This is a genomic window from Pseudomonas sp. NPDC089554 (assembly GCF_050280645.1).
Lineage (GTDB): Bacteria > Pseudomonadota > Gammaproteobacteria > Pseudomonadales > Pseudomonadaceae > Aquipseudomonas.
Genome location: NZ_JBNNVR010000016.1, coordinates 42,835 through 65,710, shown reverse-complemented (window position 1 = coordinate 65,710; position 22,876 = coordinate 42,835). Strand labels below are relative to the sequence as shown.

At 65.3% G+C, this 22,876-nt stretch carries 18 protein-coding genes; 9 read left to right on the top strand and 9 right to left on the bottom strand.

What is annotated here, in order from left to right:
- Window positions 1–53: 53 nt before the first annotated feature.
- The 4 genes from ACQKPE_RS07680 (at window position 54) to ACQKPE_RS07665 (ending at window position 3,593) form a co-directional block, all read left to right on the top strand.
- Complete coding sequence (locus ACQKPE_RS07680; RefSeq protein ID WP_427664630.1) at window positions 54–1,379, top strand: TRZ/ATZ family hydrolase; 1,326 nt, start codon at window positions 54–56, stop codon at window positions 1,377–1,379.
- Window positions 1,380–1,442: 63 nt separating this feature from the next.
- Window positions 1,443–2,141: a bifunctional 2-polyprenyl-6-hydroxyphenol methylase/3-demethylubiquinol 3-O-methyltransferase UbiG gene (gene ubiG, locus ACQKPE_RS07675; RefSeq protein ID WP_427664628.1), complete on the top strand. Its 699-nt coding sequence runs from the start codon at window positions 1,443–1,445 to the stop codon at window positions 2,139–2,141.
- 2 nt (window positions 2,142–2,143) lie between these two features.
- Window positions 2,144–2,815 carry an N-acetylmuramic acid 6-phosphate phosphatase MupP gene (gene mupP, locus ACQKPE_RS07670; protein ID WP_427664627.1) on the top strand — a complete coding sequence of 224 codons (672 nt, stop codon included), beginning with the start codon at window positions 2,144–2,146 and terminating at the stop codon, window positions 2,813–2,815.
- A 37-nt stretch (window positions 2,816–2,852) separates the two neighbouring features.
- Window positions 2,853–3,593, top strand: coding sequence for a YciK family oxidoreductase (locus tag ACQKPE_RS07665; protein WP_427664625.1), 741 nt, complete (start codon window positions 2,853–2,855; stop codon window positions 3,591–3,593).
- A gap of 59 nt (window positions 3,594–3,652) precedes the next feature.
- Here the strand turns inward: ACQKPE_RS07665 and ACQKPE_RS07660 are convergent, their stop codons facing one another.
- The 7 genes from ACQKPE_RS07660 to ACQKPE_RS07630 form a co-directional block, all read right to left on the bottom strand.
- Window positions 3,653–4,438 (bottom strand): TenA family transcriptional regulator, encoded by a 786-nt coding sequence (locus ACQKPE_RS07660; RefSeq protein WP_427664623.1) that lies wholly within the window; start codon window positions 4,436–4,438, stop codon window positions 3,653–3,655.
- A gap of 39 nt (window positions 4,439–4,477) precedes the next feature.
- Window positions 4,478–6,934, bottom strand: a complete 2,457-nt coding sequence (locus ACQKPE_RS07655) for an EAL domain-containing protein (protein ID WP_427664622.1) — start codon at window positions 6,932–6,934, stop codon at window positions 4,478–4,480.
- 162 nt (window positions 6,935–7,096) lie between these two features.
- Window positions 7,097–8,929: an ABC transporter ATP-binding protein gene (locus ACQKPE_RS07650; RefSeq protein ID WP_427664620.1), complete on the bottom strand. Its 1,833-nt coding sequence runs from the start codon at window positions 8,927–8,929 to the stop codon at window positions 7,097–7,099.
- Window positions 8,922–9,551 (bottom strand): DsbA family protein, encoded by a 630-nt coding sequence (locus ACQKPE_RS07645; protein ID WP_427664618.1) that lies wholly within the window; start codon window positions 9,549–9,551, stop codon window positions 8,922–8,924. The genes ACQKPE_RS07650 and ACQKPE_RS07645 overlap by 8 nt, the downstream gene beginning before the upstream one ends.
- A 3-nt stretch (window positions 9,552–9,554) precedes the next feature.
- Window positions 9,555–10,487 (bottom strand): rhodanese-related sulfurtransferase, encoded by a 933-nt coding sequence (locus ACQKPE_RS07640; RefSeq protein WP_427664616.1) that lies wholly within the window; start codon window positions 10,485–10,487, stop codon window positions 9,555–9,557.
- Window positions 10,488–10,596: 109 nt separating this feature from the next.
- Window positions 10,597–10,896, bottom strand: coding sequence for a BolA family protein (locus ACQKPE_RS07635; RefSeq protein ID WP_427664614.1), 300 nt, complete (start codon window positions 10,894–10,896; stop codon window positions 10,597–10,599).
- Window positions 10,897–10,906: 10 nt separating this feature from the next.
- Window positions 10,907–11,431 (bottom strand): DUF2059 domain-containing protein, encoded by a 525-nt coding sequence (locus ACQKPE_RS07630; protein WP_427664612.1) that lies wholly within the window; start codon window positions 11,429–11,431, stop codon window positions 10,907–10,909.
- Between the two features lie 155 nt (window positions 11,432–11,586).
- Between ACQKPE_RS07630 and ACQKPE_RS07625 the strand changes: the two genes are divergently transcribed.
- Entirely contained in the window at window positions 11,587–12,981 is a 1,395-nt protein-coding gene (locus ACQKPE_RS07625) for a class II fumarate hydratase (protein ID WP_427664611.1), read from the top strand.
- A gap of 42 nt (window positions 12,982–13,023) precedes the next feature.
- Here the strand turns inward: ACQKPE_RS07625 and ACQKPE_RS07620 are convergent, their stop codons facing one another.
- Window positions 13,024–13,986: a DMT family transporter gene (locus ACQKPE_RS07620; RefSeq protein ID WP_427664610.1), complete on the bottom strand. Its 963-nt coding sequence runs from the start codon at window positions 13,984–13,986 to the stop codon at window positions 13,024–13,026.
- Window positions 13,987–14,166: 180 nt separating this feature from the next.
- On the bottom strand, window positions 14,167–15,660 hold the full coding sequence (gene pap, locus ACQKPE_RS07615) for a polyphosphate:AMP phosphotransferase (RefSeq protein ID WP_427664608.1): 1,494 nt from the start codon (window positions 15,658–15,660) through the stop codon (window positions 14,167–14,169).
- A 139-nt stretch (window positions 15,661–15,799) separates the two neighbouring features.
- Between pap and mnmC the strand changes: the two genes are divergently transcribed.
- From mnmC to ACQKPE_RS07595, 4 genes are all read left to right on the top strand, one after another.
- Window positions 15,800–17,791: a bifunctional tRNA (5-methylaminomethyl-2-thiouridine)(34)-methyltransferase MnmD/FAD-dependent 5-carboxymethylaminomethyl-2-thiouridine(34) oxidoreductase MnmC gene (gene mnmC / locus ACQKPE_RS07610; RefSeq protein WP_427664606.1), complete on the top strand. Its 1,992-nt coding sequence runs from the start codon at window positions 15,800–15,802 to the stop codon at window positions 17,789–17,791.
- 178 nt (window positions 17,792–17,969) lie between these two features.
- Window positions 17,970–19,757, top strand: coding sequence for an N-acetylglutaminylglutamine amidotransferase (locus ACQKPE_RS07605; RefSeq protein WP_427664604.1), 1,788 nt, complete (start codon window positions 17,970–17,972; stop codon window positions 19,755–19,757).
- A gap of 3 nt (window positions 19,758–19,760) precedes the next feature.
- A complete protein-coding gene (ngg, locus tag ACQKPE_RS07600) occupies window positions 19,761–21,503 on the top strand; it encodes an N-acetylglutaminylglutamine synthetase (protein WP_427664602.1) in 1,743 nt (580 codons plus the stop codon).
- 117 nt (window positions 21,504–21,620) lie between these two features.
- Window positions 21,621–22,805: an osmoprotectant NAGGN system M42 family peptidase gene (locus ACQKPE_RS07595; protein WP_427664601.1), complete on the top strand. Its 1,185-nt coding sequence runs from the start codon at window positions 21,621–21,623 to the stop codon at window positions 22,803–22,805.
- Window positions 22,806–22,876: the final 71 nt, after the last annotated feature.

Below are 22,876 nucleotides of genomic sequence, written 5' to 3'. Positions count from 1 at the left end.
GCGGGCGCTCGGGTATACTGCGCGTTCCGCCTATAGGAAGTAGGAAATACCGCATGCCCAACGCTGCCAACCCCCTCGACTTGCTGCTCGTACCGACCTGGTTGGTGCCCGTGGAGCCGGCCGGGGTAGTGCTGAAGGATCACGCACTGGGCATCCGCGATGGCCTGATCGCCTGGGTCGGCCCACGCGAACAGGCGCCGCAGGCCGCCGAAATCCGTGAACTGCCCGACTGCGTGCTGACCCCCGGGCTGATCAACGCCCACGGCCATGCCGCGATGACCTTGTTCCGCGGGCTTGCCGACGACTTGCCGCTGATGACCTGGCTGCAGGAACACATCTGGCCGGCCGAGGGCCGCTGGGTCGACGAAGCCTTCGTGCGCGACGGCACCGACCTTGCCATCGCCGAGCAGCTCAAGGGCGGCGTCACCTGCTTCGCCGACATGTACTTCTTCCCCCGCGAAGCCTGCGACCGAGTGCACCGCAGCGGCATTCGCGCGCAAATTTCCGTGCCGCTGCTGGACTTCCCCATCCCCGGCGCGCGCACCCCGGAAGAAGGCCTGAACCTGGCCATCGAACTGTTCGGCGACCTGCGCCACCATCCACGCATCAGCATCGCCCTGGGCCCGCACGCGCCGTACACGGTGAACGACGAGAACCTGGAGAAGATCCGGGTGATCGCCGACCAGCTCGACGCGCCGCTGCACATGCACATCCATGAGACCGCCCACGAGGTCGAGCAAGCCGTTGCAGAACATGGCGAGCGGCCCTTGATGCGGCTGGCGCGCCTTGGCCTGCTGGGCCCACGCCTGCAAGCGGTGCACATGACGCAAATCAGCGACGACGACCTGGCCCTGCTGGTAGAAAGCAACACCAGCGTGGTGCACTGCCCGGAGTCCAACCTCAAGCTGGCCAGCGGTTTCTGCCCGGTCGAGCGCCTGTGGCAGGCCGGTGTCAACGTCGCGGTAGGCACCGACGGCGCTGCCAGCAACAACGACCTCGACCTGCTGGGCGAAACCCGCACGGCGGCACTGCTGGCCAAGGCCGTTGCAGGCTCGGCCACCGCACTGGATGCCCACCGCGCGCTGCGCATGGCCACCCTGAACGGCGCCCGGGCCCTGGGCCTGGAGGCGGTCACCGGCTCGCTGGAGGTCGGCAAGGCGGCAGATATCGTCGCTTTCGACTTGTCCGGCCTGGCCCAGCAACCGGTGCACGACCCGGTTTCGCAACTGGTCTACGCCACGGGCCGCGAATGCACGCGGCATGCCTGGGTCGGCGGCGAGCATCTGCTCGACGAGCGGCGCCTGACGCGCATGGACGAGCAGGCCCTGATCGACACCGCCCGCACCTGGGGCGCCCGCATCCGCGCGGGCAAAGAATAACTGGCAGCCAGCTCGCGCTGGCGCCTGTAGCACCTTTCATCGAAGTTTCAGAGGGATTGTTCAATGAGCAACGTCGACCACGCCGAAATCGCCAAGTTCGAGGCCCTGGCCCATCGCTGGTGGGACCGCGAGAGCGAGTTCAAGCCACTGCATGACATCAACCCGCTGCGCGTCAACTGGATCGACGAGCGCGTCAGCCTGGCCGGCAAGAAGGTACTGGACGTCGGCTGCGGCGGCGGCATCCTCAGTGAGGCCATGGCCCTGCGCGGCGCCACGGTGACCGGCATCGACATGGGCGAGGCGCCGCTGGCAGTCGCCCAACTGCACCAGCTGGAGTCGGGTGTGGAAGTGGAGTACCGGCAGATCACCGCCGAGGCGCTGGCCGAGGAACTGCCGGGGCAATTCGACGTGGTCACCTGCCTTGAGATGCTCGAGCACGTACCCGACCCCTCGTCGGTGATCCGCGCCTGCCACCGCCTGGTCAAGCCGGGGGGGCAGGTGTTCTTCTCGACCATCAACCGCAACCCCAAGGCCTACCTGCTGGCCATCATCGGTGCCGAATACATCCTCAAGATGCTCCCGCGCGGCACCCATGACTTCAAGAAATTCATCCGCCCATCCGAGCTGGGCGCCTGGAGCCGCGCTGCGGGCCTCGAGGTGAAGGACATCATCGGCCTGACCTACAACCCGCTGACCAAGCACTACAAGCTGGCGAGCGACGTCGACGTCAACTACATGATCCAGACCCTGCGCGAGGAATGAGCATGCGCTTGCGAGCAGTACTCTTCGACATGGACGGCACCTTGCTCGACACGGCGCCGGACTTCATCGCCATCTGCCAGGCGATGCTCGCCGAGCGCGGCCTGCCGGCCATCGACGACAAGCGTATCCGCGATGTGATTTCCGGCGGTGCCCGGGCGATGGTCGCGCAGACCTTCGACATGAGCCCCGACGAAGAAGGCTTCGAGGCCCTACGCCTGGAATTCCTCGAGCGCTACCAGCGCGACTGCGCGGTGCACAGCCGCCTGTTCGACGGCATGGCGGAGCTTTTGGCCGACATCGAGAAAGGCAACCTGTTGTGGGGCGTGGTCACCAACAAACCAGTGCGTTTCGCCGAGCCGATCATGCAGCGCCTGGGCCTGGCGGAGCGCTCGGCGCTGCTGATCTGCCCGGACCACGTGAAGAACAGCAAACCCGACCCTGAACCGTTGATCCTGGCCTGCAAGACCCTGGACCTGGACCCGGCCAGCGTACTGTTCGTGGGCGACGACCTGCGTGACATCGAGTCGGGCCGCGACGCAGGCACGCGCACGGCGGCGGTGCGCTACGGCTATATTCATCCAGAGGACAACCCCAACCACTGGGGCGCCGACGTGGTGGTGGACCACCCGCTGGAACTGCGCAAAGTCATCGACAGCGCGCTGTGCGGCTGCTGAGCACCAATGGACAGCCCCCACTGACAGGGATTTAGCAATGTTCGACTACACCGCCCGCCCCGACCTGCTCAAGGGTCGGGTCATCCTGGTCACCGGTGCCGGCCGCGGCATCGGTGCTGCGGCCGCCAAGGCCTATGCCGCCCTGGGCGCCACGGTACTGCTGCTGGGCAAGACCGAAGCTAACCTCAACGAGGTCTACGACCAGATCGAGGCCGCCGGCCACGCGCAACCGGTGGTGATCCCGTTCAACCTGGAAACCGCCCTGCCCCACCAATACGACGAACTGGCGGTGATGATCGAGGAACAGTTCGGCCGCCTCGACGGCCTGCTCAACAACGCCTCGATCATCGGGCCACGCACGCCGCTGGAACAGTTGTCGGGCGACAATTTCATGCGCGTGATGCACATCAACGTCAACGCCATGTTCATGCTCACCAGCACCCTGTTGCCGCTGCTCAAGCTGTCGCAGGATGCGTCCGTGGTGTTCACCTCATCGAGCGTAGGGCGCAAGGGCCGGGCCTATTGGGGCGCCTATGGCGTGTCGAAGTTCGCCACCGAAGGGCTGATGCAGACCCTGGCCGACGAACTGGAGGGGGTAGCGCCAGTGCGCTCCAACAGCGTCAACCCAGGTGCCACCCGCACCGCCATGCGCGCCCAGGCCTACCCCAGCGAGAACCCGCAGAACAACCCGCTGCCCGAAGACATCATGCCGGTGTACCTGTACCTGATGGGGCCGGACAGCACTGGGGTGAATGGGCAGGCGTTCAACGCGCAGTAAGTTTTGCGCAGGCCTACCGGCCTCTTCGCGGCGGATCGGCGCGAAGAGGCCGGTCCAGATCAACCCGCCGCCAACGCCGGACGCTGCCGCCCCTGGTTGCGCCCTTCCATTTGCATGCAGCGTTCCAGGAACAGGAACATGCAGTCATAGCTCTTGCACACTGCCTTGCGCAGCTCACGGCGCAACAACAATGTAGGGTTCTCACCCACCAATGTGCAGATGATCTCCAGCGCCTCCCACGGGTGGGCATCGTCGTACTGGGCGTGCATCTTCAGCCACTTCATCGCGCGCTTGCGGGTTTCCTCGGGGAAGCCCTGGGCATAGGTATCTTCGGCGCAGACCACCGCCGACCACTCGCCGGTCGCACCTTCGATGGCATAGTTGGTAGCCGCCATGGCAATCGCCAGCGACTCGGTGGCGCATACCCGCCAACACCAGTCATTCAGGCCATTGAGCTCCGGCGGTACATCCTGGGCCTGCAACTCGTGTGGGTGAATGCCGTGGGCCTGGGCCCAATGCACCCAGTAGTCGGCGTGGTTCAACTCGACGCGAATGTTGCGCATCAGCCAGCGCCGTGCCATGTCCTCGCCGGCGTGGCGGGCGTAGCGGGTCTTGGTGAGGTTCTGGGCCATATATAAAGAAAACTGCTCCACCACCGGCCAGCCACCAATCAAGTATTGGCGAATCGTCGTGGGCTTGAGTTGGCCGTCGCGCAACCGCTGGTAGAACTCGTGCTCGACGACCCGGCGCTTGCTCTCACGACAATCTTCGATCAGTTGCTGCGCCCAGTCGGGGTAACTGGCAGGGTCCATCAATGGCCCGATCCTTATGAATGCATCGCTCACTGTCAGCTCCTTGATTCCCTGTGATATGCCGACGTTATGTCAGCGAAAGGTCCCTGGCGCCCTGTGTGGCAGGGGCCTGGCGGCAATCCGTTGGCGCTGCAGGCTATCGCAGGTGAATACCTGCGGCCTTTCGATCAGGTAGCCCTGGGCGTAATCCACGCCGATCTCCTGCAAGGCCTGCTCGATCAAAGGTGTTTCGACGAACTCGGCGATGGTCCTTTTACCCATCACATGACCAATATGATTAATCACCTCAACCATAGCTCGGTTAATCGGGTCATCAAGCATATCTTTCACGAAACTTCCGTCGATCTTCAGGAAGTCTACAGGCAAATGTTTCAAATAGGCGAATGACGACATTCCGGCGCAGAAGTCGTCCAGGGAGAACTTGCAACCCAGCCCTTTCAATTCATTAATAAAGCGAATCGCGCTTCCCAAGTTGGCGATAGCACTGGTCTCGGTTATTTCGAAACAAATCATGCGCGGCGGAATGCGGTATTCGCCAAACAGCCGTTGCAAGTATTCCAGGAACTTGTCATCGCCGATGCTGGTGCCGGAGAGGTTGATCGCGCACATGGCCAGCGGCCCCTCACGCCCTTCGTCCAGGCATTGGCGAATCACCTGGAAAACATTGCGCACCACCCAGCGGTCCAGGGCGGTCATCAGGCCATAGCGCTCGGCGGCTGGAATGAAACTGTCGGGCAGGATCGTGCGACCGGTCTCGTCATGCAGCCGCAGCAGGATTTCCAGGTGGCCTGGGCCCATGTCGGGTTTGAGCGCGGCGATTTCCTGGGCGTAGAGGCAGAAACGGTTTTCTTCGAGCGCCACGTGCAGGCGCTGAATCCAGGCCATCTCACCGAAGCGCATCGACAACTCGCTGTCGTCGGCGTGGTACACCTGCACGCGATTGCGGCCTTTCTCCTTGGCCATGTAGCACGCCATGTCGGCGGCCCGCAGTGAAGCCTCCAGGGTGCCGGGCGACTGCGCGATGTGCACCAGGCCAATGCTCACGGTGGTCACGAACGGCCGCCCCTTCCACACGAAGTGCAGGCTCTGCACGGTCTGGCGCAGATGCTCGGCGATGCGCTCGGCCTGGTCGGCGGGGCAATTTTCCAGCAGTACGCCGAACTCGTCGCCGCCCAGCCGCGCCAGGGTATCGCCCTCGCGCAGCCCGGACTGCAACACCGCGCAGATATGGCGCAGCAACTCATCGCCCGCCGCGTGGCCACAGGTGTCGTTGACCAGCTTGAACTGGTCCAGGTCGAGGAACATCAGCGAATGCCGCGAGCCTTGGCGCGCCAGGGTGTTGAGCGCCTGCTCCAGGCGCAACTCGAACTCGCGGCGGTTGGCCAGGCCGGTCAAGGCATCGTGGGTGGCCTGCCAGGACAGGTTGGCGATGTACTGGCGCTCCTGGGTCATGTCGTGCAACGCCAGGACGATGCCGCTGACCTGCCCGTTGGTGAAGATCGACGAGCCCACCAGGTTCACCGAGACCGTGCTGCCGTCCAGGCGCTGAATCAGCCGGGCATGTTCGACACCGCCCTTGAGGCTGCCGCTGAGCACCTGTTCCACCAGCGTGCGGCTGTCTTTCTCGGCGTTCTCGTCCAGCAGGCTGAACAGCGACGCCAGCGGCAACCCTTGGGCCTGGATGCCCTGCCAATGGGTCAATTGCTCGGCGGCAGGGTTCATGTAGACGATGCAGCCTTCGACATCGGTGGTAATCACCGCGTCGCCAATCGACTCCAAGGTGATCTGCGCCCGCTCGCGCTCCTGTTGCAGGGCGCTGGCGAACGCTTGACGTTGCGCCAGCAACTTGCCGGAACGCCACCAGGCCAGGGCGATCAGGAACAGTGCTGTGAACAAATTGGTCACCATCAGCACCAGCAACAGTACGCGCGAGCCTTCGCCCAGCGCATCGCTGAAGGCCTTGGCAGCGGGCGTCACGCCATCGTTGATGGCGACGATGCGCGCGCGCCACTGCGCGATCTGGCTGGGGTCGACCGAGCCTTGGGAGAAACCGTGGCGCATCTCCACGGCCAGCACATCCAGCTGGCGCAGGTATTCGTCGCCGATATCCCAGTAGTCGATGGCGGTCTGGAAGTAGCTGACCTGGCGGAAGTTGCGATAGAACCAGATGATCCGGTTGACGTCGTTGGGGTGGTTGCCGCCCTGCAGAATGCCGCGTCGCGCCGCTTCAAGGTCGGGCTCCGGCTTATCCAGGGCAATGCGCAGGCCTTGGTCGCCCTTGGGCACGTCGATGGCCTGGCGGTAACGCTGGAAGGTGCGCTCGTCGCGGTCGTCGGCGTACAGGTTGAGGTAGTAGATGGCGTCCTTCTGGGCCTTGGACCACAGGCTCTCGCCTGCCACGTAGGCGCGCATTGCCGAAAGCGAATACAGGCTGATGCTGCCCAGCAGCACCTGCAACACCACCACCGCGACGAAGGGCCAGATGATGCCTAGCAACCTTGGCGCCTCGAGAGCCCGATTTCCCTTCATGTAGTCCCTGTCACAGAGCGGATATGCCACGATTCGACCCAGACAAGCTCAGCGTAGGCCATTTGCCATGAGTGCGTAGGCTTTTTAGCGACGCATCAAAAGCTGAAACGATCCTGTGGGAAGGGCTCGTCCCGCGATGGCAGCGCCGCACAGAACGGCACGCTAGGACTGTTGCAGGTGCCCGTACAGTTTGGCGTAGAGGCCGCCTTCGGCGATCAGTTGCTGGTGGCCGCCATCCTCGGCGACATGGCCGCCATCGAACACCAGCACGCGGTCGGCCTGTTTCACGGCCGAGAGACGGTGGGCGATGATCAGCGTGGTGCGCCCACTGAGAAAGCGCGACAGGGCTTGGTGAAGGTTGTACTCGGTGGCGGCGTCGAGCGCCGAGGTGGCTTCGTCGAGGATCACCACCTTCGGTTCGGCGAGGATCATCCGGGCGATTGCCAGGCGCTGGCGCTGGCCACCCGACAGACGCACCCCGGCGCGCCCGACCACGCTGTCCAGGCCTTGGGGCAACGCGGCGATGGTGGCTTCGAGCTGGGCGATGCGCAGCGCCTGCCAGCAGGCTTCGTCGGTGCTTTCGCGGCCCATGGTGAGGTTGGCGCGCACCGTGTCGTTGAACAGTGCAGGGTGCTGTAGCACCACCGCGACGTTCTCGCGCAGGGTTTCCAGGCCGATTTCCTGCAAGCTGGCGCCGCCGAAGCGGATGGTGCCGGCCTGGGCGCTGTACAAGCCCAGCAGCAGTTGCACCAGGGTGCTCTTGCCACCACCACTGGCGCCGACGATGGCGACTTTCTCGCCGGGGGCGATGCACAGGTCCAGGTGCTCCAGTACCGGCTCCTCGGCATAGGCGAAGCGCAGGTCGCGCACGTCGATGCCCACCGTCTCACGCCCGACGAACGGGTCGCAGGCTGCTGCATAGCGCGGCTCGTCGGCGCGGCTGAGCAGCTCGTTGAGGCGGCTGAGCGCACCACCGGCGGCATAGTAGGCGTATTGCAGGTTCAGCAGTTGTTCTACCGGCCCCATCATGAACCACAGGTAGCTGAACACCGCGAGCATCTGGCCGATGGACAGGTCCGAGAACAGCACGGTAAGCATGGCGGCGGCGCGGAAGATGTCGATGCCGAACTGGAACAACAGGCCACTGGCGCGTCCGCTGGCATCGCTTTTCCACTGCGAGGCCACGGCATGGTCACGTACTTCGCGCGCGCGCAGCCCCAGGCGCCCGAGGAAATAGCCCTGGCGGTTACCGGCGCGAATCTCCTGGATAGCATCGAGGGTTTCAGTCAGCGCCTGGGTGAAGCGCCCGGTGCTGTCGTTCTCCAGTTTTTTCAGGTGCTTGACCCGCTTGCCCATCTGCACGGTGAAGTACACCACCAGCGGGTTGAACAGCAGGATCAGCAGCGCCAGCTGCCAGTGCATCCACAGCAGGATGGCCGCCGTGCCGGTCAGGGTCAGCACCGCGACCAGCAAGCGGCTGAGGGTTTCGCCGACGAATTTGTCCAGGGTATCGAGGTCGGTGACCAGGTGCGTGGTCACCGTGCCACTGCCCAGGCTTTCATATTCCTTGAGGGAAATGCGCTTGAGGCGTTCGATCAGGCGAATCCGCAGACGGTAGACGATGTCCTTGGCCAGCCCCGCGAACAGTTTGGCCTGCACCACACTCATGACCAGCGAGGTCAGGCGCAGGCTGAGGGTGGCGACCAGCATCAGGCCGATATAGCCCACCGCCTGCTGCCAGTGGCTCGGCAGGAACTGGTTCATCCACTTCAGTGCGGCATCGCCGTGCCCCAGCAGCACCTCGTCTACCAGCAATGGCAGCAGCAGCGGAATAGGCACGCTGCACAGGGCCGCGAGCACGGCCACCAGGTTGGCGGTCCACAGGGCTTTCTTGTGATGCAGGGCCAGACGGCGGATCTCGGCCCAGCTCAGGCGGTCGGGCACGGCGGGGGAGTTCCCTGGCACAGGGTCTGGCGACCCCGGCAGGTCAAGCACAGGCGGCCTGCTGCAACCAGCGGCCGAGCAAGGGTTGCAGGCGCTCCAACGGCTGGTAGCCATTGGTCAGCAACGCCAGCTGGCCATTGCGCTCGGCGAGCAAGGTGGGGAAACCGGCAATGCCCAGGTCTTGTACCCAGGTGAAATCTGCCGCCGTCGCGGCGCGGGTGTCCGGATGAGCGAAGGTATCGGCGAACGTACTGCGGTCGAAACCGGCCTGCTCGGCCAGCTCGACCAACTGCGGGGCGCGAGTGACATCCACACCCTGCTCGTAGAACGCTTGCTGGATCGCCGCCAGCAGGCGCCATACGCCTTCGCCGCCATCACGCGCGGCGACCAGGGCACGGCAGGCAGGCTCGGTGTCGTAGACGAAGCCTTCCGGCATCGCCCCTTCGAAGCGAAACGCCTGCCCGGTAGCCTCAGCCACCGCCTGCCAATGCTCGAGGATGTAGCGCCGTGTAGAAGCATCCAAGGCAGTGTTACCACTGCGCAAGCCGCCGACCACCAGGTGCGTCTGCACCCCGGCCTCACGCGCCTGGGCGATGAGCGCCTCGGCCACCGGCGCGAAACCCCAGCACCAGGAGCACATCGGGTCCATCACATAGAGCAGGCGTGCAGTCATGCATCAGGCCTCGGCTTTGTAGTTGTAGCCGATCGGGTGCGGCAGGTTGCGGGCCTTGGCCAGCTCGACCTGCTTCTGCCGGTCGATGGCACTGCGGCGGGTCTTCTCGCTCAGGCTGTCCCAGCAGTGCGGGCAGCTGACGCCTGGCGAGTAGTGCTCGGACGCACGGTCATCGGCATCGATCGGGTGGCGGCAGGCATGGCACTGGTCGTAGTCGCCTTCGGTAAGGTCATGACGCACCGTGACCCGGTTGTCGAAGACGAAGCAGTCGCCGTCCCAGAGGCTTTGTTCCTGAGGCACTTCCTCGAAGTATTTCAGGATGCCGCCCTTAAGATGATAGACCTCCTCGAAGCCTTCACCGAGCATGTAGCTGGAGGCTTTTTCGCAGCGGATGCCGCCGGTGCAGAACATCGCCACCTTCTTGTGCTTGCTGGGGTCGAAGTGGGCCTTGATGTACTCGGGAAACTCGCGGAAGGTCTCGGTCTTCGGGTCGACAGCGCCCTTGAAGGTGCCGATGGCCACTTCGTAGTCGTTGCGGGTGTCGATCAGCAGCACCTCAGGGTCGCTGATCAGGGCGTTCCAGTCCTTGGGCTCTACATAGGTGCCCACTTGCTGGTTGGGGTCGACGCCCGGCACGCCGAGGGTGACGATCTCTTTCTTGAGCTTGACCTTGGTGCGGTAGAACGGCTGCTCGTCGCAGTACGACTCTTTATGGTCGACATCGACCAGGCGCGGGTCGTTGCGCAGCCAGGCCAGCAGGCCGTCGATGCCTTCGCGGGTGCCGGAAACCGTGCCGTTGATGCCCTCATGGGCCAGCAGCAGGGTGCCTTTGACGTTGTTGTCGAGCAGGGCCTTGAGCAGCGGCTCGCGCAGCTCGACGTAGTCTTCAAGGGTGACGAACTTGTACAGCGCCGCCACGACGATGCTTTGGGACATGCAGGTGTTTCTCCAGGTGGGTGCCCTCGCAAAGGGCGAACCGGAATGACAAATAAAAACGCGCCGACAGGCGGCGCGTTATGCAGTTTACCAGAATGCCGGCAAGGATTCAGTGCTTGCCGCCTCCGGCACACACCGGCGAGGCCGGTGCAGCACCGACCTGGGCCCACTCCTCGGGGGTGTAGGTATGGATCGCCAGGGCGTGGATCTGCCCCATCAGCTCACCCATGGTCGCGTACACCTTCTGGTGGCGCTTGACGCTGTTCAGCCCAGCGAACTGCTCGCTGACCAGCACCGCCTTGTAGTGGGTTTCCTGGCCACGGCTGTGCATGTGGCTTTCGTTGAGCACTTCGAGGTGCCCACCATTGAGGGGTGCCAGTTGCTGCTCGATGCGTTGCTGCATGCTCATGGGTGCGGGCTCACTTCTTCGCTGGAGCGGCGGCCTTGCCAGCGTTCGGGTCGAGTTCCTTGGTCATGTCGTCGAGCAGCTTGTTGACCACAGGAACCGCCGGTTCCAGGCTCTGCTGGGTCAGCTGGGCCGACTGTTGAGTGACCTTGGGCATCTCGCTCAGCACCTTCTTGCCCAGCGGCGACTGGTAGAACTTGACCAGCTCGTTCAGCTCGGCCTCGGTGAAGGTCGCGGTGTACAGGTTGACCATCTGCGGCTTGAGCTTGTTCCAGCCGATGGCGTTGTCCAGGGCAGCGTTGGCCTTGGCGGTGTAGCTGTCGAGCACGGCCTTCTTGTTGGCCGGCGCCTTGGTCTGCTCGAAACGCTGGGCGAACATCTGCTGAACCTGCATGTACACCGGGGTGCCCAGCTTGTCGGCATTGGCCAGGGTCAGGAACTTCTCGGCGGCAGCGTTGTGGCTAGGGGTGGCAGCGAGTACCTGGCCGCTGGCACAAACCAGGGCAACGGCGGCGCAGACGGCACGGAGACGGGTCATTGCATATCCTTCAAGAGATGGAGGCGAGTACCTCAGAGTAGAGCATTCTGCGCCGCCAAGGGCGCGCTGCTCAAGTGGCATGACGAGGGCGTTGACCGCTCGTTCGGTTCAAGGCCTAAACTGCGGTTTCGAGCTAACTATGGAGTGAACGCAGCATGAGCCGTATCGAGACAGACAGCCTGGGCCCGGTCGAAGTTCCAGAGGACGCCTACTGGGGCGCGCAGACCCAGCGTTCACTGATCAACTTCGCCATCGGCAAGGAGCGCATGCCTTTGCCGGTGCTGCACGCCCTGGCCCTGGTCAAGAAAGCCGCTGCGCGGGTCAACGACCGCAACGGCGACCTGCCTGCCGACATCGCCCGGCTGATCGAACAGGCCGCCGACGAAGTGCTGGCCGGCGAGCACGACGACCAGTTCCCGCTGGTGGTGTGGCAGACCGGCAGCGGCACCCAGAGCAACATGAACGTCAACGAGGTGATCGCCGGGCGCGCCAACGAGCTGGCCGGCAAGGGCCGCGGCGGCAAGCTGCCGGTGCATCCGAACGACCACGTCAACCGCTCGCAAAGCTCCAACGACTGCTTCCCCACCGCCATGCACATCGCGGCGGTCCAGGCGGTGCAGCACAAGCTGCTGCCGGCGATCAACGAGCTGTCGGCAGGCTTCGCGGAGCTGTCGGCGCGCCACACGCACCTGGTCAAGACCGGCCGCACCCATATGATGGATGCCACGCCAATCACCTTCGGCCAGGAGATCTCGGCCTTCATCGCCCAGCTCGACTACGCCCAGCGGGCCATCCGCGCGACCCTGCCGGCGGTGTGCGAGCTGGCCCAGGGCGGCACGGCGGTGGGCACCGGGCTGAACGCCCCGCATGGCTTTGCCGAAGCCATCGCAGCGGAGCTGGCAGCCTTGTCGGGCCTGCCGTTCGTCACCGCGCCGAACAAGTTCGCGGCCCTGGCCGGGCACGAGCCGCTGACCAGCCTGGCGGGCGCCCTGAAGACCCTGGCCGTGGCCCTGATGAAAATCGCCAACGACCTGCGCCTGCTGGGTTCCGGCCCCCGCGCAGGGCTGGCCGAGGTGCGCCTGCCGGCCAACGAGCCGGGCAGCTCGATCATGCCGGGCAAGGTCAACCCGACCCAGTGCGAGGCCCTGTCGATGCTGGCCTGCCAGGTGCTGGGCAACGATGCAGCGATCGGTTTTGCGGCCAGCCAGGGGCACTTGCAGTTGAACGTGTTCAAGCCGGTGATCATCCACAACCTGTTGCAGTCGATCGAGCTGCTGGCCGACGGTTGCAGCAACTTCCAGCAGCATTGCGTGGCGGGCATCGAGCCGGATGCCGGGCAGATGGCTGCGCACCTGGAGCGCGGATTGATGCTGGTGACCGCGCTCAACCCGCATATTGGCTACGACAAGTCGGCGGAGATCGCCAAGAAGGCCTACAGCGAAGGCAAGACCTTGCGTGAGGCGGCACTGGAGCTGGGGTACCTGACCAACGAGCAGTTCGACCAGTGGGTGCGGCCGGAGAACATGCTGGCGCCGGGGGGCAAGGGCTGATCGGCAACTAGTGGCGGCCTCATCGCGGGCCGCCGCTGTGGCTCAGCGAACCTGCGCCACCCGCGCCTGCCTGGCCCGCCACCCGGCCAGCAGCGATGGCCCCAGCGCCACCAGCGCCGACCCCAGCACCACTGTCACCGCTCCGGCATAGCCCAGGGCGTTGATCGCTTCGGCCTGCACGAACTCAGGCCACATCCAGGCCGCCAGTGCCACGGCAACGAACGTCACCAGTGGCGTCAAGGCCAGGGTCGCACTGACCCGCGAGGCCTCCCAATGGGCCAGCGCCTCGGCGAATGCACCATAAGCCACCAAGGTGTTGAGGCAGCAGGCCAGCAGCAGCCAGCCTTGCAGCGGGCTCAACTGCAACGCCTCCAGCGGGTGCACCCAAGGTGTCAGCAACACGGCGCAGCACAGGTAGATCACCATCATCACCTGCTGCGAATGCCACACCGTCAGCAACTGCTTCTGGCTCAAGGCGTAGAACACCCAGATGCTGGTGGCCAGGACGATGGTCAGCACGCCAGTGGTATAGGCACCCAGCGAGGTCAGCAGCTCTTCCAGGCGCTGGTTGAAGAACAACCCGAAGCCCGCCAGCAGCACCAGCAGGCCCACGCCCTGGCCGAGGCTGAAGCGCTCCTTGAACACGAACACGCTGGCAACCAGCAGCAACACCGGCCCCAGTTGCACCACCAGTTGCGCGGTACCGGGGCTGAGCAGCTTAAGGCCTACCAGATACAGCACGTAGTTGCCCACCAGCCCGCACACGGCCACCGCCACCAGCCCATAGCCCTTGCGCCCCAGGCCATCGAAACGCGGCAGGCGGCGGTTGGCCGCCAGCCAGGCGAACAGCAGCCCGCCGGACACCAGCAGGCGGTACCAGGTGACGGTCACCGGGTCCATCACCTGCAGCACCTGCTTGAGCTTGATCGGCAGAATGCCCCAGAGCAGCGCGGTCAACAGTGCCAGGAACAGGCCATAGACCCAGCGTCCGGAAGAAATATGCATAGCGTCCTCGATAGCAGCCCGTGGTGGGGGTAAGGGGATTCTAAGGGCTCGAGAGGCTGGGCTGGGGGATCGATGCGGGAAAAGATTTCATCAGGTCATTCTGTTGGGGCATGGGTAGCAAGGCAGGACGCCCGGTGTTGGCCTTTTCGCGGGTAAACCCGCGAAAAGGCCACTGCGGATCTACTTCTTGCTCTTGGCGAACGCCGCCTCCAGCGCATCGTTGATGGTGCGCAGCACCTTCACCCGCGCCCAGCGCTTGTCGTTGGCCTCCACCAGCGTCCACGGCGAAATCTCGGTGCTGGTGCGGTCGACCATATCGCCCACCGCCTCGGAATATGCACCCCACTTGTCGCGGTTGCGCCAGTCTTCCTCGGTGATCTTGTAGCGCTTGAAGGGGATCTGCTCACGCTCCTCGAAACGCTCCAGCTGGGTTTGCTGGTCGATCGCCAGCCAGAACTTGACCACCACCACCCCGGCGTTGCTCAACTGCTCCTCGAAGTCGTTGATCTCGCCATAGGCGCGCATCCAGTCGGCCGGGCTGCAGAAACCCTCCACCCGCTCCACCAGTACGCGGCCATACCAAGAGCGGTCGAACACGGTGAACTTGCCACGCGCAGGAATGTGCCGCCAGAAGCGCCACAGGTAGGGCTGGGCGCGTTCTTCCTCGGTGGGCGCAGCGACCGGCACGATGCGGTACTGGCGTGGGTCGAGCGCGGCGGCAACACGGCGAATCGCCCCACCCTTGCCCGCAGCATCGTTGCCCTCGAACACCGCCACCAGGGCGTGCTGGCGCATGTGCTTGTGGCGTAGCAACCCGGCCAGGCGCGCTTGTTCGCTGACCAACTGCTCCTGGTAGTCGGCCTTGTCCAGGCGCAGGGTCATGTCCAGCGCACCCAGCAGGCTCTTCTGGTCGATGCTGCGCCCCAGCGGCGCGACGTTGCCCTTGTGCTTGCCCTTTGGGTCGTTGTCCAACGCCGCTTGCAGGCTCTCCAGCAAGATGCGCCCCACCGCCAGGCTGCGGTAGTGCGGATCGACGCCCTCGATCACATGCCAGGGCGCATAGTCACGGCCCGTACGGCGCAGCACGCGCTCGCCGAAACGCACGAAACGGTCGTAGGTCTGCGACTGCTGCCAGTCCAGCGGGCTGATGCGCCAGCTGTGCAGCGGGTCGTCCTTGAGCGCCTTGAGCCGCGCCTTCATCTGCTTCTTGGACAGGTGGAACCAGAACTTGATGATCAGTGCACCTTCATCGCACAGCATCTGCTCCAGGCGTTCAGCCCCGGCGATGGCCTGGTCGAGCACGGCATCCTTGAACTGCCCATGTACCCGGCCCTGGATCATCTGGCTGTACCAGTTGCCGAAGAACACGCCCATGCGCCCCTTGGGCGGCAGTGCGCGCCAGTAGCGCCAGGCCGGTGGCCGGGCCAGTTCCTCGTCGGTCTGCTGGTCGAAGGTGCGCACCTCGATCAGCCGCGGGTCCATCCACTCGTTGAGCAATTTGACCGTCTCGCCCTTGCCCGCCCCTTCGATGCCGTTGATCAAGATGATCACCGGGAAGCGCGACTGCTGCTTGAGCTCATATTGCGCTTCGAGCAGCGCCTCGCGCAGGGCAGGCACTTCGGCCTCATAGGTGTCCTTGTCGATGGCGTGGCCGATTTGTGCAGATTCGAACATAGGGCGGGCTCCTTCAGTGGATTAGCAAGATTAGCGGAAACTCAGACCTCGCGGGTTTGCCCCAGGTCAGTCGAGGGCGCCTGCACAACGCTCGCGAATACCCTAGAATCGCCACCTGCACCGCAACCCGAGCCGACCGATGCCTGATACACCCACCCCCTCCTACGCCCAGATCGACTGGGACGAACAGGGCCGCCCGCACTCGCGCCAGTACGACGACGTCTACTTCTCCAAGAACGAAGGCGTAGATGAAACGGTGTACGTGTTCATCGAGCAGAACCGCCTCAAGCAGCGCTTCGCCGAACTTGCGCCACACGCTTGCCTGGTAATCGGCGAGACCGGTTTCGGCACCGGCATGAACTTCTTCTGCGCCTGGCAGCACTTCGCCGAGCACGCCCATGCCGATGCGCGCCTGCATTTCGTCAGTGTCGAGAAATACCCGCTGAGCTTCGCCGACCTGAGCCGGGCCACGGCGCTGTGGCCGCAGTTCGCCGCCTACAGCCAGCAGTTGCTTGCGCAGTATGTGGCCGTGCACCCGGGGTTCCAGCAGTTCAGCTTCGAAGGTGGGCGCATCACCTTTACCTTGCTGGTCGGCGACGTGCTGGAGCAGTTGCCGAAACTGGATGCCCCCATCGACGCCTGGTTCCTCGACGGCTTCGCCCCGGCCAAGAACCCCGACATGTGGACCCCCGAACTGTTCGCCCAGTTGGCACGGCTGTCGCGCCCCGGCACCACCCTGGGCACCTTCACTACCACTGGCTGGGTACGTCGCGGCCTGATCGCGGCGGGCTTTGCCTTGAAGAAAGTGCCGGGCCTGGGCAAGAAGTGGGAGGTGATGGGCGGTGAGTTCATCGCCTGGCCTGACGACACCCCCAGGCCCACACCTGCGCCCCCGTGGTACGCCCGCCCTCGCCCGCTCCCGGGGCCTCGTGAAGCCCTGGTGATCGGCGCAGGGCTGGCCGGCAGCGCCAGCGCCGCCAGCCTGGCCGCCCGCGGCTGGCAGGTGAGCGTGCTGGAACGCCACGATGCCCCGGCCCGGGAAGCCTCGGGCAACCCACAAGGGGTGCTCTACCTCAAGCTATCGGCCCATGGCACTACCTTGTCGCAGATGATCCTGGCGGGCTTCGGCTACACCCGCCGCTGGCTCGAACACCTGCAACACGGCCGCGACTGGGACGCCTGTGGCGTGCTGCAACTGGCCTTCGACAGCCAGGAAGGCGAGCGCCAGGCCAAGCTGGCGAATGCCTTCGACAACAGCCTGCTGCAGCCGCTGGACCAGGCCCAGGCCGAGGCGATCGCTGGCGTGGGGCTGCAAAGCGGCGGGCTGTTCTACCCCGAAGGTGGCTGGGTGCACCCGCCTGCGCTGTGCCAGGCGCAACTGGCCCACCCGGGTATCCGCGTACTGAACCACCAGCAAGTGCTCGAACTGCGCCGTGTCGAGGGCCGTTGGCAAGCCTGGGACGGCGAGCGCCTGCTGGCCAGCGCGCCCTTGGTGGTGCTGGCTGGTGCCGCCGAAGTCCGTCGCTTTCCGGCCTGCGCAGGGCTGCCGCTCAAGCGTATTCGTGGCCAGGTCACCCGCCTGCCTGCCAACGCCGCCAGCCAGGCCCTGCGCACCGTGGTCTGCGCCGAGGGCTACGTGGCGCCGCCGCGCGAGGGCGAACATACCTTGGGGGCCAGCTTCGATTTCCACAGCCAGGACCTCGCACCGACCGCCGCCGAGCATGCCAGCAACCTGGCGCTGCTCGATGAGATTTCCCAAGACCTGGCCCAACGTCTCGGCACCCAGGCGCTGGACCCGGCACAGCTACAAGGCCGCGCCGCGTTTCGCTGCACCAGCCCGGATTACCTGCCGATCGTCGGGCCGCTGGCTGACCCGCAGGCTTTCAATGAGGCCTATGCAGTGCTCGGCAAGGATGCGCGACAGGTGCCGGAGGTCGAGTGCCCATGGTTGGAAGGCTTGTACGTCAATACCGGCCATGGCTCACGCGGGCTGATCACGGCACCGCTGTGTGGCGAGCTGATCGCCGCCTGGGCAAGCGGCGAGCCGCTGCCAGTGCCCCGTGCGGTGGCCGAAGCCTGCCACCCTAATCGGTTTGCCTTGCGGGCGCTGATTCGCGGGACCAAGGGCTGAACCGGAGTCGGCTTCTTCGCGGGTAAACCCGCGAAAAGGTCACTGCTGGCCACCAGACATGAGCACCACCCGCCCCATATAACAGATCGATCTAAAACTCTCACAAATCCCCCAGGTCAGTTCCTTACGCGCTCCATTTCGGGGTGCGCCTCCCCAACGGCAAAACCGGTAAGGACCTATGTGCGGATTAGCAGGAGAGTTACGTTTCACCCCCCCAGGCCAAGCCCCTCGCCCAGCGGACCTCGCTGCGGTAGAGCGCATCACCCATCATCTGGCGCCACGCGGCCCGGATGCCTGGGGCTTCCATAGCCAAGGGCCCATCGCCCTTGGCCACCGTCGACTGAAGATCATGGACCTGTCCGACGGCTCGGCCCAGCCGATGGTCGACAACACCCTGGGCCTGTCGCTGGCCTTCAATGGCGCCATCTACAACTTCCCCGAGCTGCGCCAGGAACTGCAGGACCTGGGCTACCGCTTCTGGTCCGATGGCGACACCGAAGTGCTGCTCAAGGGCTACCACGCCTGGGGCGCGGCCTTGCTGCCCAAGCTCAACGGCATGTTCGCCCTGGCCATCTGGGAACGCGACAACCAGCGCCTGTTCCTGGCCCGCGACCGCCTCGGCGTCAAGCCCCTGTACCTGTCGCGCAATGGCGAGCGGCTGCGCTTCGCCTCGACGCTGCCGGCGCTGCTCAAGGGCGGCGACATCGACCCGATGATCGACCCGGTCGCGCTCAATCACTACCTCAATTTCCATGCTGTGGTGCCCGCGCCGCGTACCCTGCTGGCCAACGTGCAGAAGCTCGAGCCCGGCAGCTGGATGCGCATCGACCAGCACGGCGAAATCGAACGCCAGACCTGGTGGCAGCTGCACTACGGCCCCAACCCGGACGAACAGGACCTCGACCTGGAAGGCTGGACCACCCGCGTGCTGGATGCCACCCGTGACGCCGTGGCCATCCGCCAACGCGCCGCCGTGGACGTCGGCGTGCTGCTGTCCGGTGGGGTCGATTCGAGCCTGTTGGTCGGCCTGCTGCGTGAAGCCGGCGTGGACGACCTTTCCACTTTCTCTATCGGCTTCGAAGATGCCGGCGGTGAGCGCGGCGACGAGTTCCAGTATTCCGACCTGATCGCCCGCCACTACGGCACCCGCCACCACCAGTTGCGCATCGACGAGCGCGAGATCATCGAACAGTTGCCCGCCGCGTTCCGCGCCATGAGCGAGCCGATGGTCAGCCACGACTGCATCGCCTTCTACCTGCTGTCGCGCGAGGTGGCCAAGCACTGCAAGGGCGTGCAGAGCGGCCAGGGCGCGGACGAGCTGTTCGCCGGTTACCACTGGTACCCGCAGGTCGATGGCGCCGAGGATGCCTTCGGCGCCTACCGCGATGCCTTCTTCGACCGCAGCCACGCCGAGTACCGCGACACCGTGCAGACGCCCTGGCTGCTGGAGACCGACGCTGCCGGCGACTTCGTCCGCGAGCACTTCGCCCGCCCCGGCGCGCCGGATGCAGTGGACAAGGCCCTGCGCCTGGACAGCACGGTGATGCTGGTCGATGACCCGGTCAAACGGGTAGACAACATGACCATGGCCTGGGGCCTGGAAGCGCGTACGCCGTTCCTTGACTACCGCCTGGTGGAGCTGTCGGCGCGTATTCCGGCGCGCTTCAAACTGCCCGATGGCGGCAAGCAGGTGCTCAAGCAGGCCGCACGCCGGGTCATTCCTCACGAGGTGATCGACCGCAAGAAGGGCTACTTCCCGGTGCCCGGCCTCAAGCACCTCGAAGGCGCCACCCTGGACTGGGTGCGTGCATTGCTGACCGACCCCAGCCAGGACCGCGGCCTGTTCAACCCGGCGATGCTCGACCGACTGCTGAGCAACCCACACGGCCAGCTCACCCCGCTGCGCGGCTCCAAGCTGTGGCAACTGGCGGCCCTGAACCTGTGGCTCAGCGAACAAGGAATCTGACCGATGAAAGCCCATCCCGCCTATGGCCAGCGCTTGTTGCGCGGCCAGGCGCCGTCCTACGAACGCTTGCAGGCACGCCTGGCCGGTGACGGCAGCGAGCCCCACGACCAGCCGCGTGCCGTGCACTGCGGCTGGGGCCGCCTGCTGATCGGCCACACCTACCCTGCGCCGCTGGAGCTGGCCGAAGCGCTGCTCGACGAGCAGCCCGGCGAGCGCGACATCGCGCTGTACGTGGCCGCACCCCAGCAGGTGCTGGCCCAGGCCCCACAGCAACTGTTCCTCGACCCGTCCGATACGCTGCGCCTGTGGTTCACCGACTACCGCGCCGCGCAGCGGGTATTCCGCGGTTTTCGTATTCGTCGGGCCCATTCCGAGGCCGACTGGCAGGCGATCAACACCCTGTACCAGGCGCGCAGCATGCTGCCGGTCAACCCCGAGCTGATGACCCCACGCCACCTGGGTGGCCCGGTGTACTGGCTGGCCGAGGATGAACACAGCGGCGCAGTGATCGGCAGCGTCATGGGCCTGAACCACAGCAAGGCCTTCGACGACCCGGACCGCGGCAGCAGCCTGTGGTGCCTGGCCGTGGACCCACAGTGCGACCGCCCTGGGGTTGGCGAAGTGCTGGTGCGCCACCTGGTGGAGCACTTCATGAGCCGGGGCCTGGCCTACCTCGACCTGTCGGTGATGCACGACAATCGCCAGGCCAAGCGGCTGTATGAAAAGCTCGGGTTTCGCAACCTGCCGACCTTCGCGGTCAAGCGCAAGAACGGCATCAACCAGGAGCTGTTCCTCGGCCCTGGCCCGGAAGCTGGGCTGAACCCCTACGCGCGGATCATCGTCAACGAAGCCCTGCGCCGAGGTATCGACGTGCAGGTGGAAGATGCCGGTGCCGGCCTGTTCACCCTGAGCCTGGGCGGGCGCCGGGTACGCTGCCGTGAGTCGCTCAGCGACCTGACCAGCGCCGTCACCATGACCCTCTGCCAGGACAAGCGCCTGACCCGCCAGGCCTTTTATGCCGCTGGTTTGAACGTGCCTGCTCAACAACTGGCGGGCAACGCCGACGACAACCTGGCCTTTCTCGAAGAGCATGGCGCGGCGGTGGTCAAGCCGGTGGACGGCGAACAAGGCCAGGGCGTGGCGGTGAACCTCACCACCCTCGAAGACCTCACCCAGGCGATTGCCCAGGCCCGACGCTTCGACAGCCGCGTGTTGCTGGAAAGCTTCCACCCTGGGCTGGACCTGCGCATCGTGGTGATCGGCTACGAGGTGGTGGCCGCCGCCATTCGTCACCCGGCCCAGGTGCTGGGCGACGGCAAGCACACCCTCAAGGCGCTGATCGAGGCACAAAGCCGCAGGCGCCTGGTGGCGACCGGCGGCGAGAGCCGTATTCCGCTGGACGAGGAGACCGAGCGCACCCTGCGTGACGCGGGCCTGGGCTATGACGACATCCTGCCCGCCGGCCAGCGCCTGGCGGTACGGCGCACCGCCAACCTGCACACGGGCGGCACCCTGGAAGACGTTACCGAGCGCCTGCACCCAGTGCTGGCCGATGCCGCCATCCGCGCGGCGCGAGCGCTGGAAATTCCGGTGGTAGGGCTGGACCTGATGGTGCGCGATGCCGAATGCCCGGACTACGTGTTCATCGAAGCCAACGAGCGCGCGGGTTTGGCCAACCACGAACCGCAGCCGACGGCAGAGCGCTTTGTCGACCTGCTGTTCCCGCATAGCCGGCCGCTTGCGTAAACCAGTGCGACCTATTCGCGGGCAAGCCCGCTCCTACAGGTTCAACGCCCCCCTGTAGGAGCGGGCTTGCCCGCGAAGGCGCCGGTACAGCCACCGAATCACCCCCGAGGAGTGAACATGTCTGAACGACACCCCGAACCCGACCTCGACTACCTCAAGCGCGTGCTCCTGGAGATGCTCGCCATCCCCAGCCCCACGGGCTTCACCGACACCATCGTGCGCTATGTCGCCGAACGCCTGGACGACCTGGGCATTCCTTTCGAGCTGACCCGCCGTGGCACCATCCGCGCCACCTTGAAAGGCCGCCAGAGCTCACCCGACCGCGCCGTCTCCGCGCACCTGGACACCATCGGCGCCAGCGTGCGCCAGTTGCAAGACAATGGCCGCCTGGCCCTGGCCCCGGTGGGCCACTGGTCGAGCCGCTTCGCCGAAGGCAGCCGCGTCAGTGTGTTCACCGACACCGGCATTTTCCGCGGCAGCGTGCTGCCGCTGATGGCCAGCGGGCACGCCTTCAACACCGCCATCGACCAGATGCCAGTCAGCTGGGAGCACGTGGAAGTGCGCCTGGACGCCTACTGCGCCACGCGCGCCGACTGCGAAGCCCTGGGCATTTCCATCGGTGACTTCGTCGCCTTCGACCCGCTGCCGGAATTCACCGACAGCGGTCATATCAGCGCCCGCCACCTGGACGACAAGGCCGGTGTGGCGGCCTTGCTGGCGGCGCTCAAGGCCGTGGTGGAAAGCGGCCGGCAACCGCTGATCGACTGCCACCCACTGTTCACCATCACCGAGGAGACCGGCTCCGGCGCGGCCGGCGCCCTGCCCTGGGATGTCAGTGAGTTCGTCGGTATCGACATTGCCCCGGTGGCGCCGGGGCAAGCCTCCAGCGAGCATGCGGTGAGCGTAGCGATGCAGGACTCTTCCGGCCCCTACGACTACCACCTGTCTCGTCACCTGCTGAAGCTGGCAAGTGACCAGGAGCTGCCGGTGCGCCGCGACCTGTTCCGCTACTACTTCAGCGATGCCCATTCGGCAGTGACCGCAGGCCACGACATCCGCACGGCGCTGGTGGCGTTCGGCTGCGATGCGACCCACGGCTACGAGCGCACCCATATCGACAGCCTCGCGGCGCTCAGCCGGCTGCTAGCGGCCTACCTGCTCAGCCCGCCGGTATTCGCCAGCGACTCGCAACCGGCCAACGCTTCGTTGGAGCGCTTCAGCCACCAGCTCGAACATGATGCGCAGATGGCCAGCGACACACAGCTGCCGACCGTGGAGAGCCTGGTGGGGAACAAGGGCTGAAGAGATGTGGCGCCTTGACTGGTCTCTTCGCGGGCAAGCCCGCTCCTACAGGACTTGCGCTGAGCCTGTAG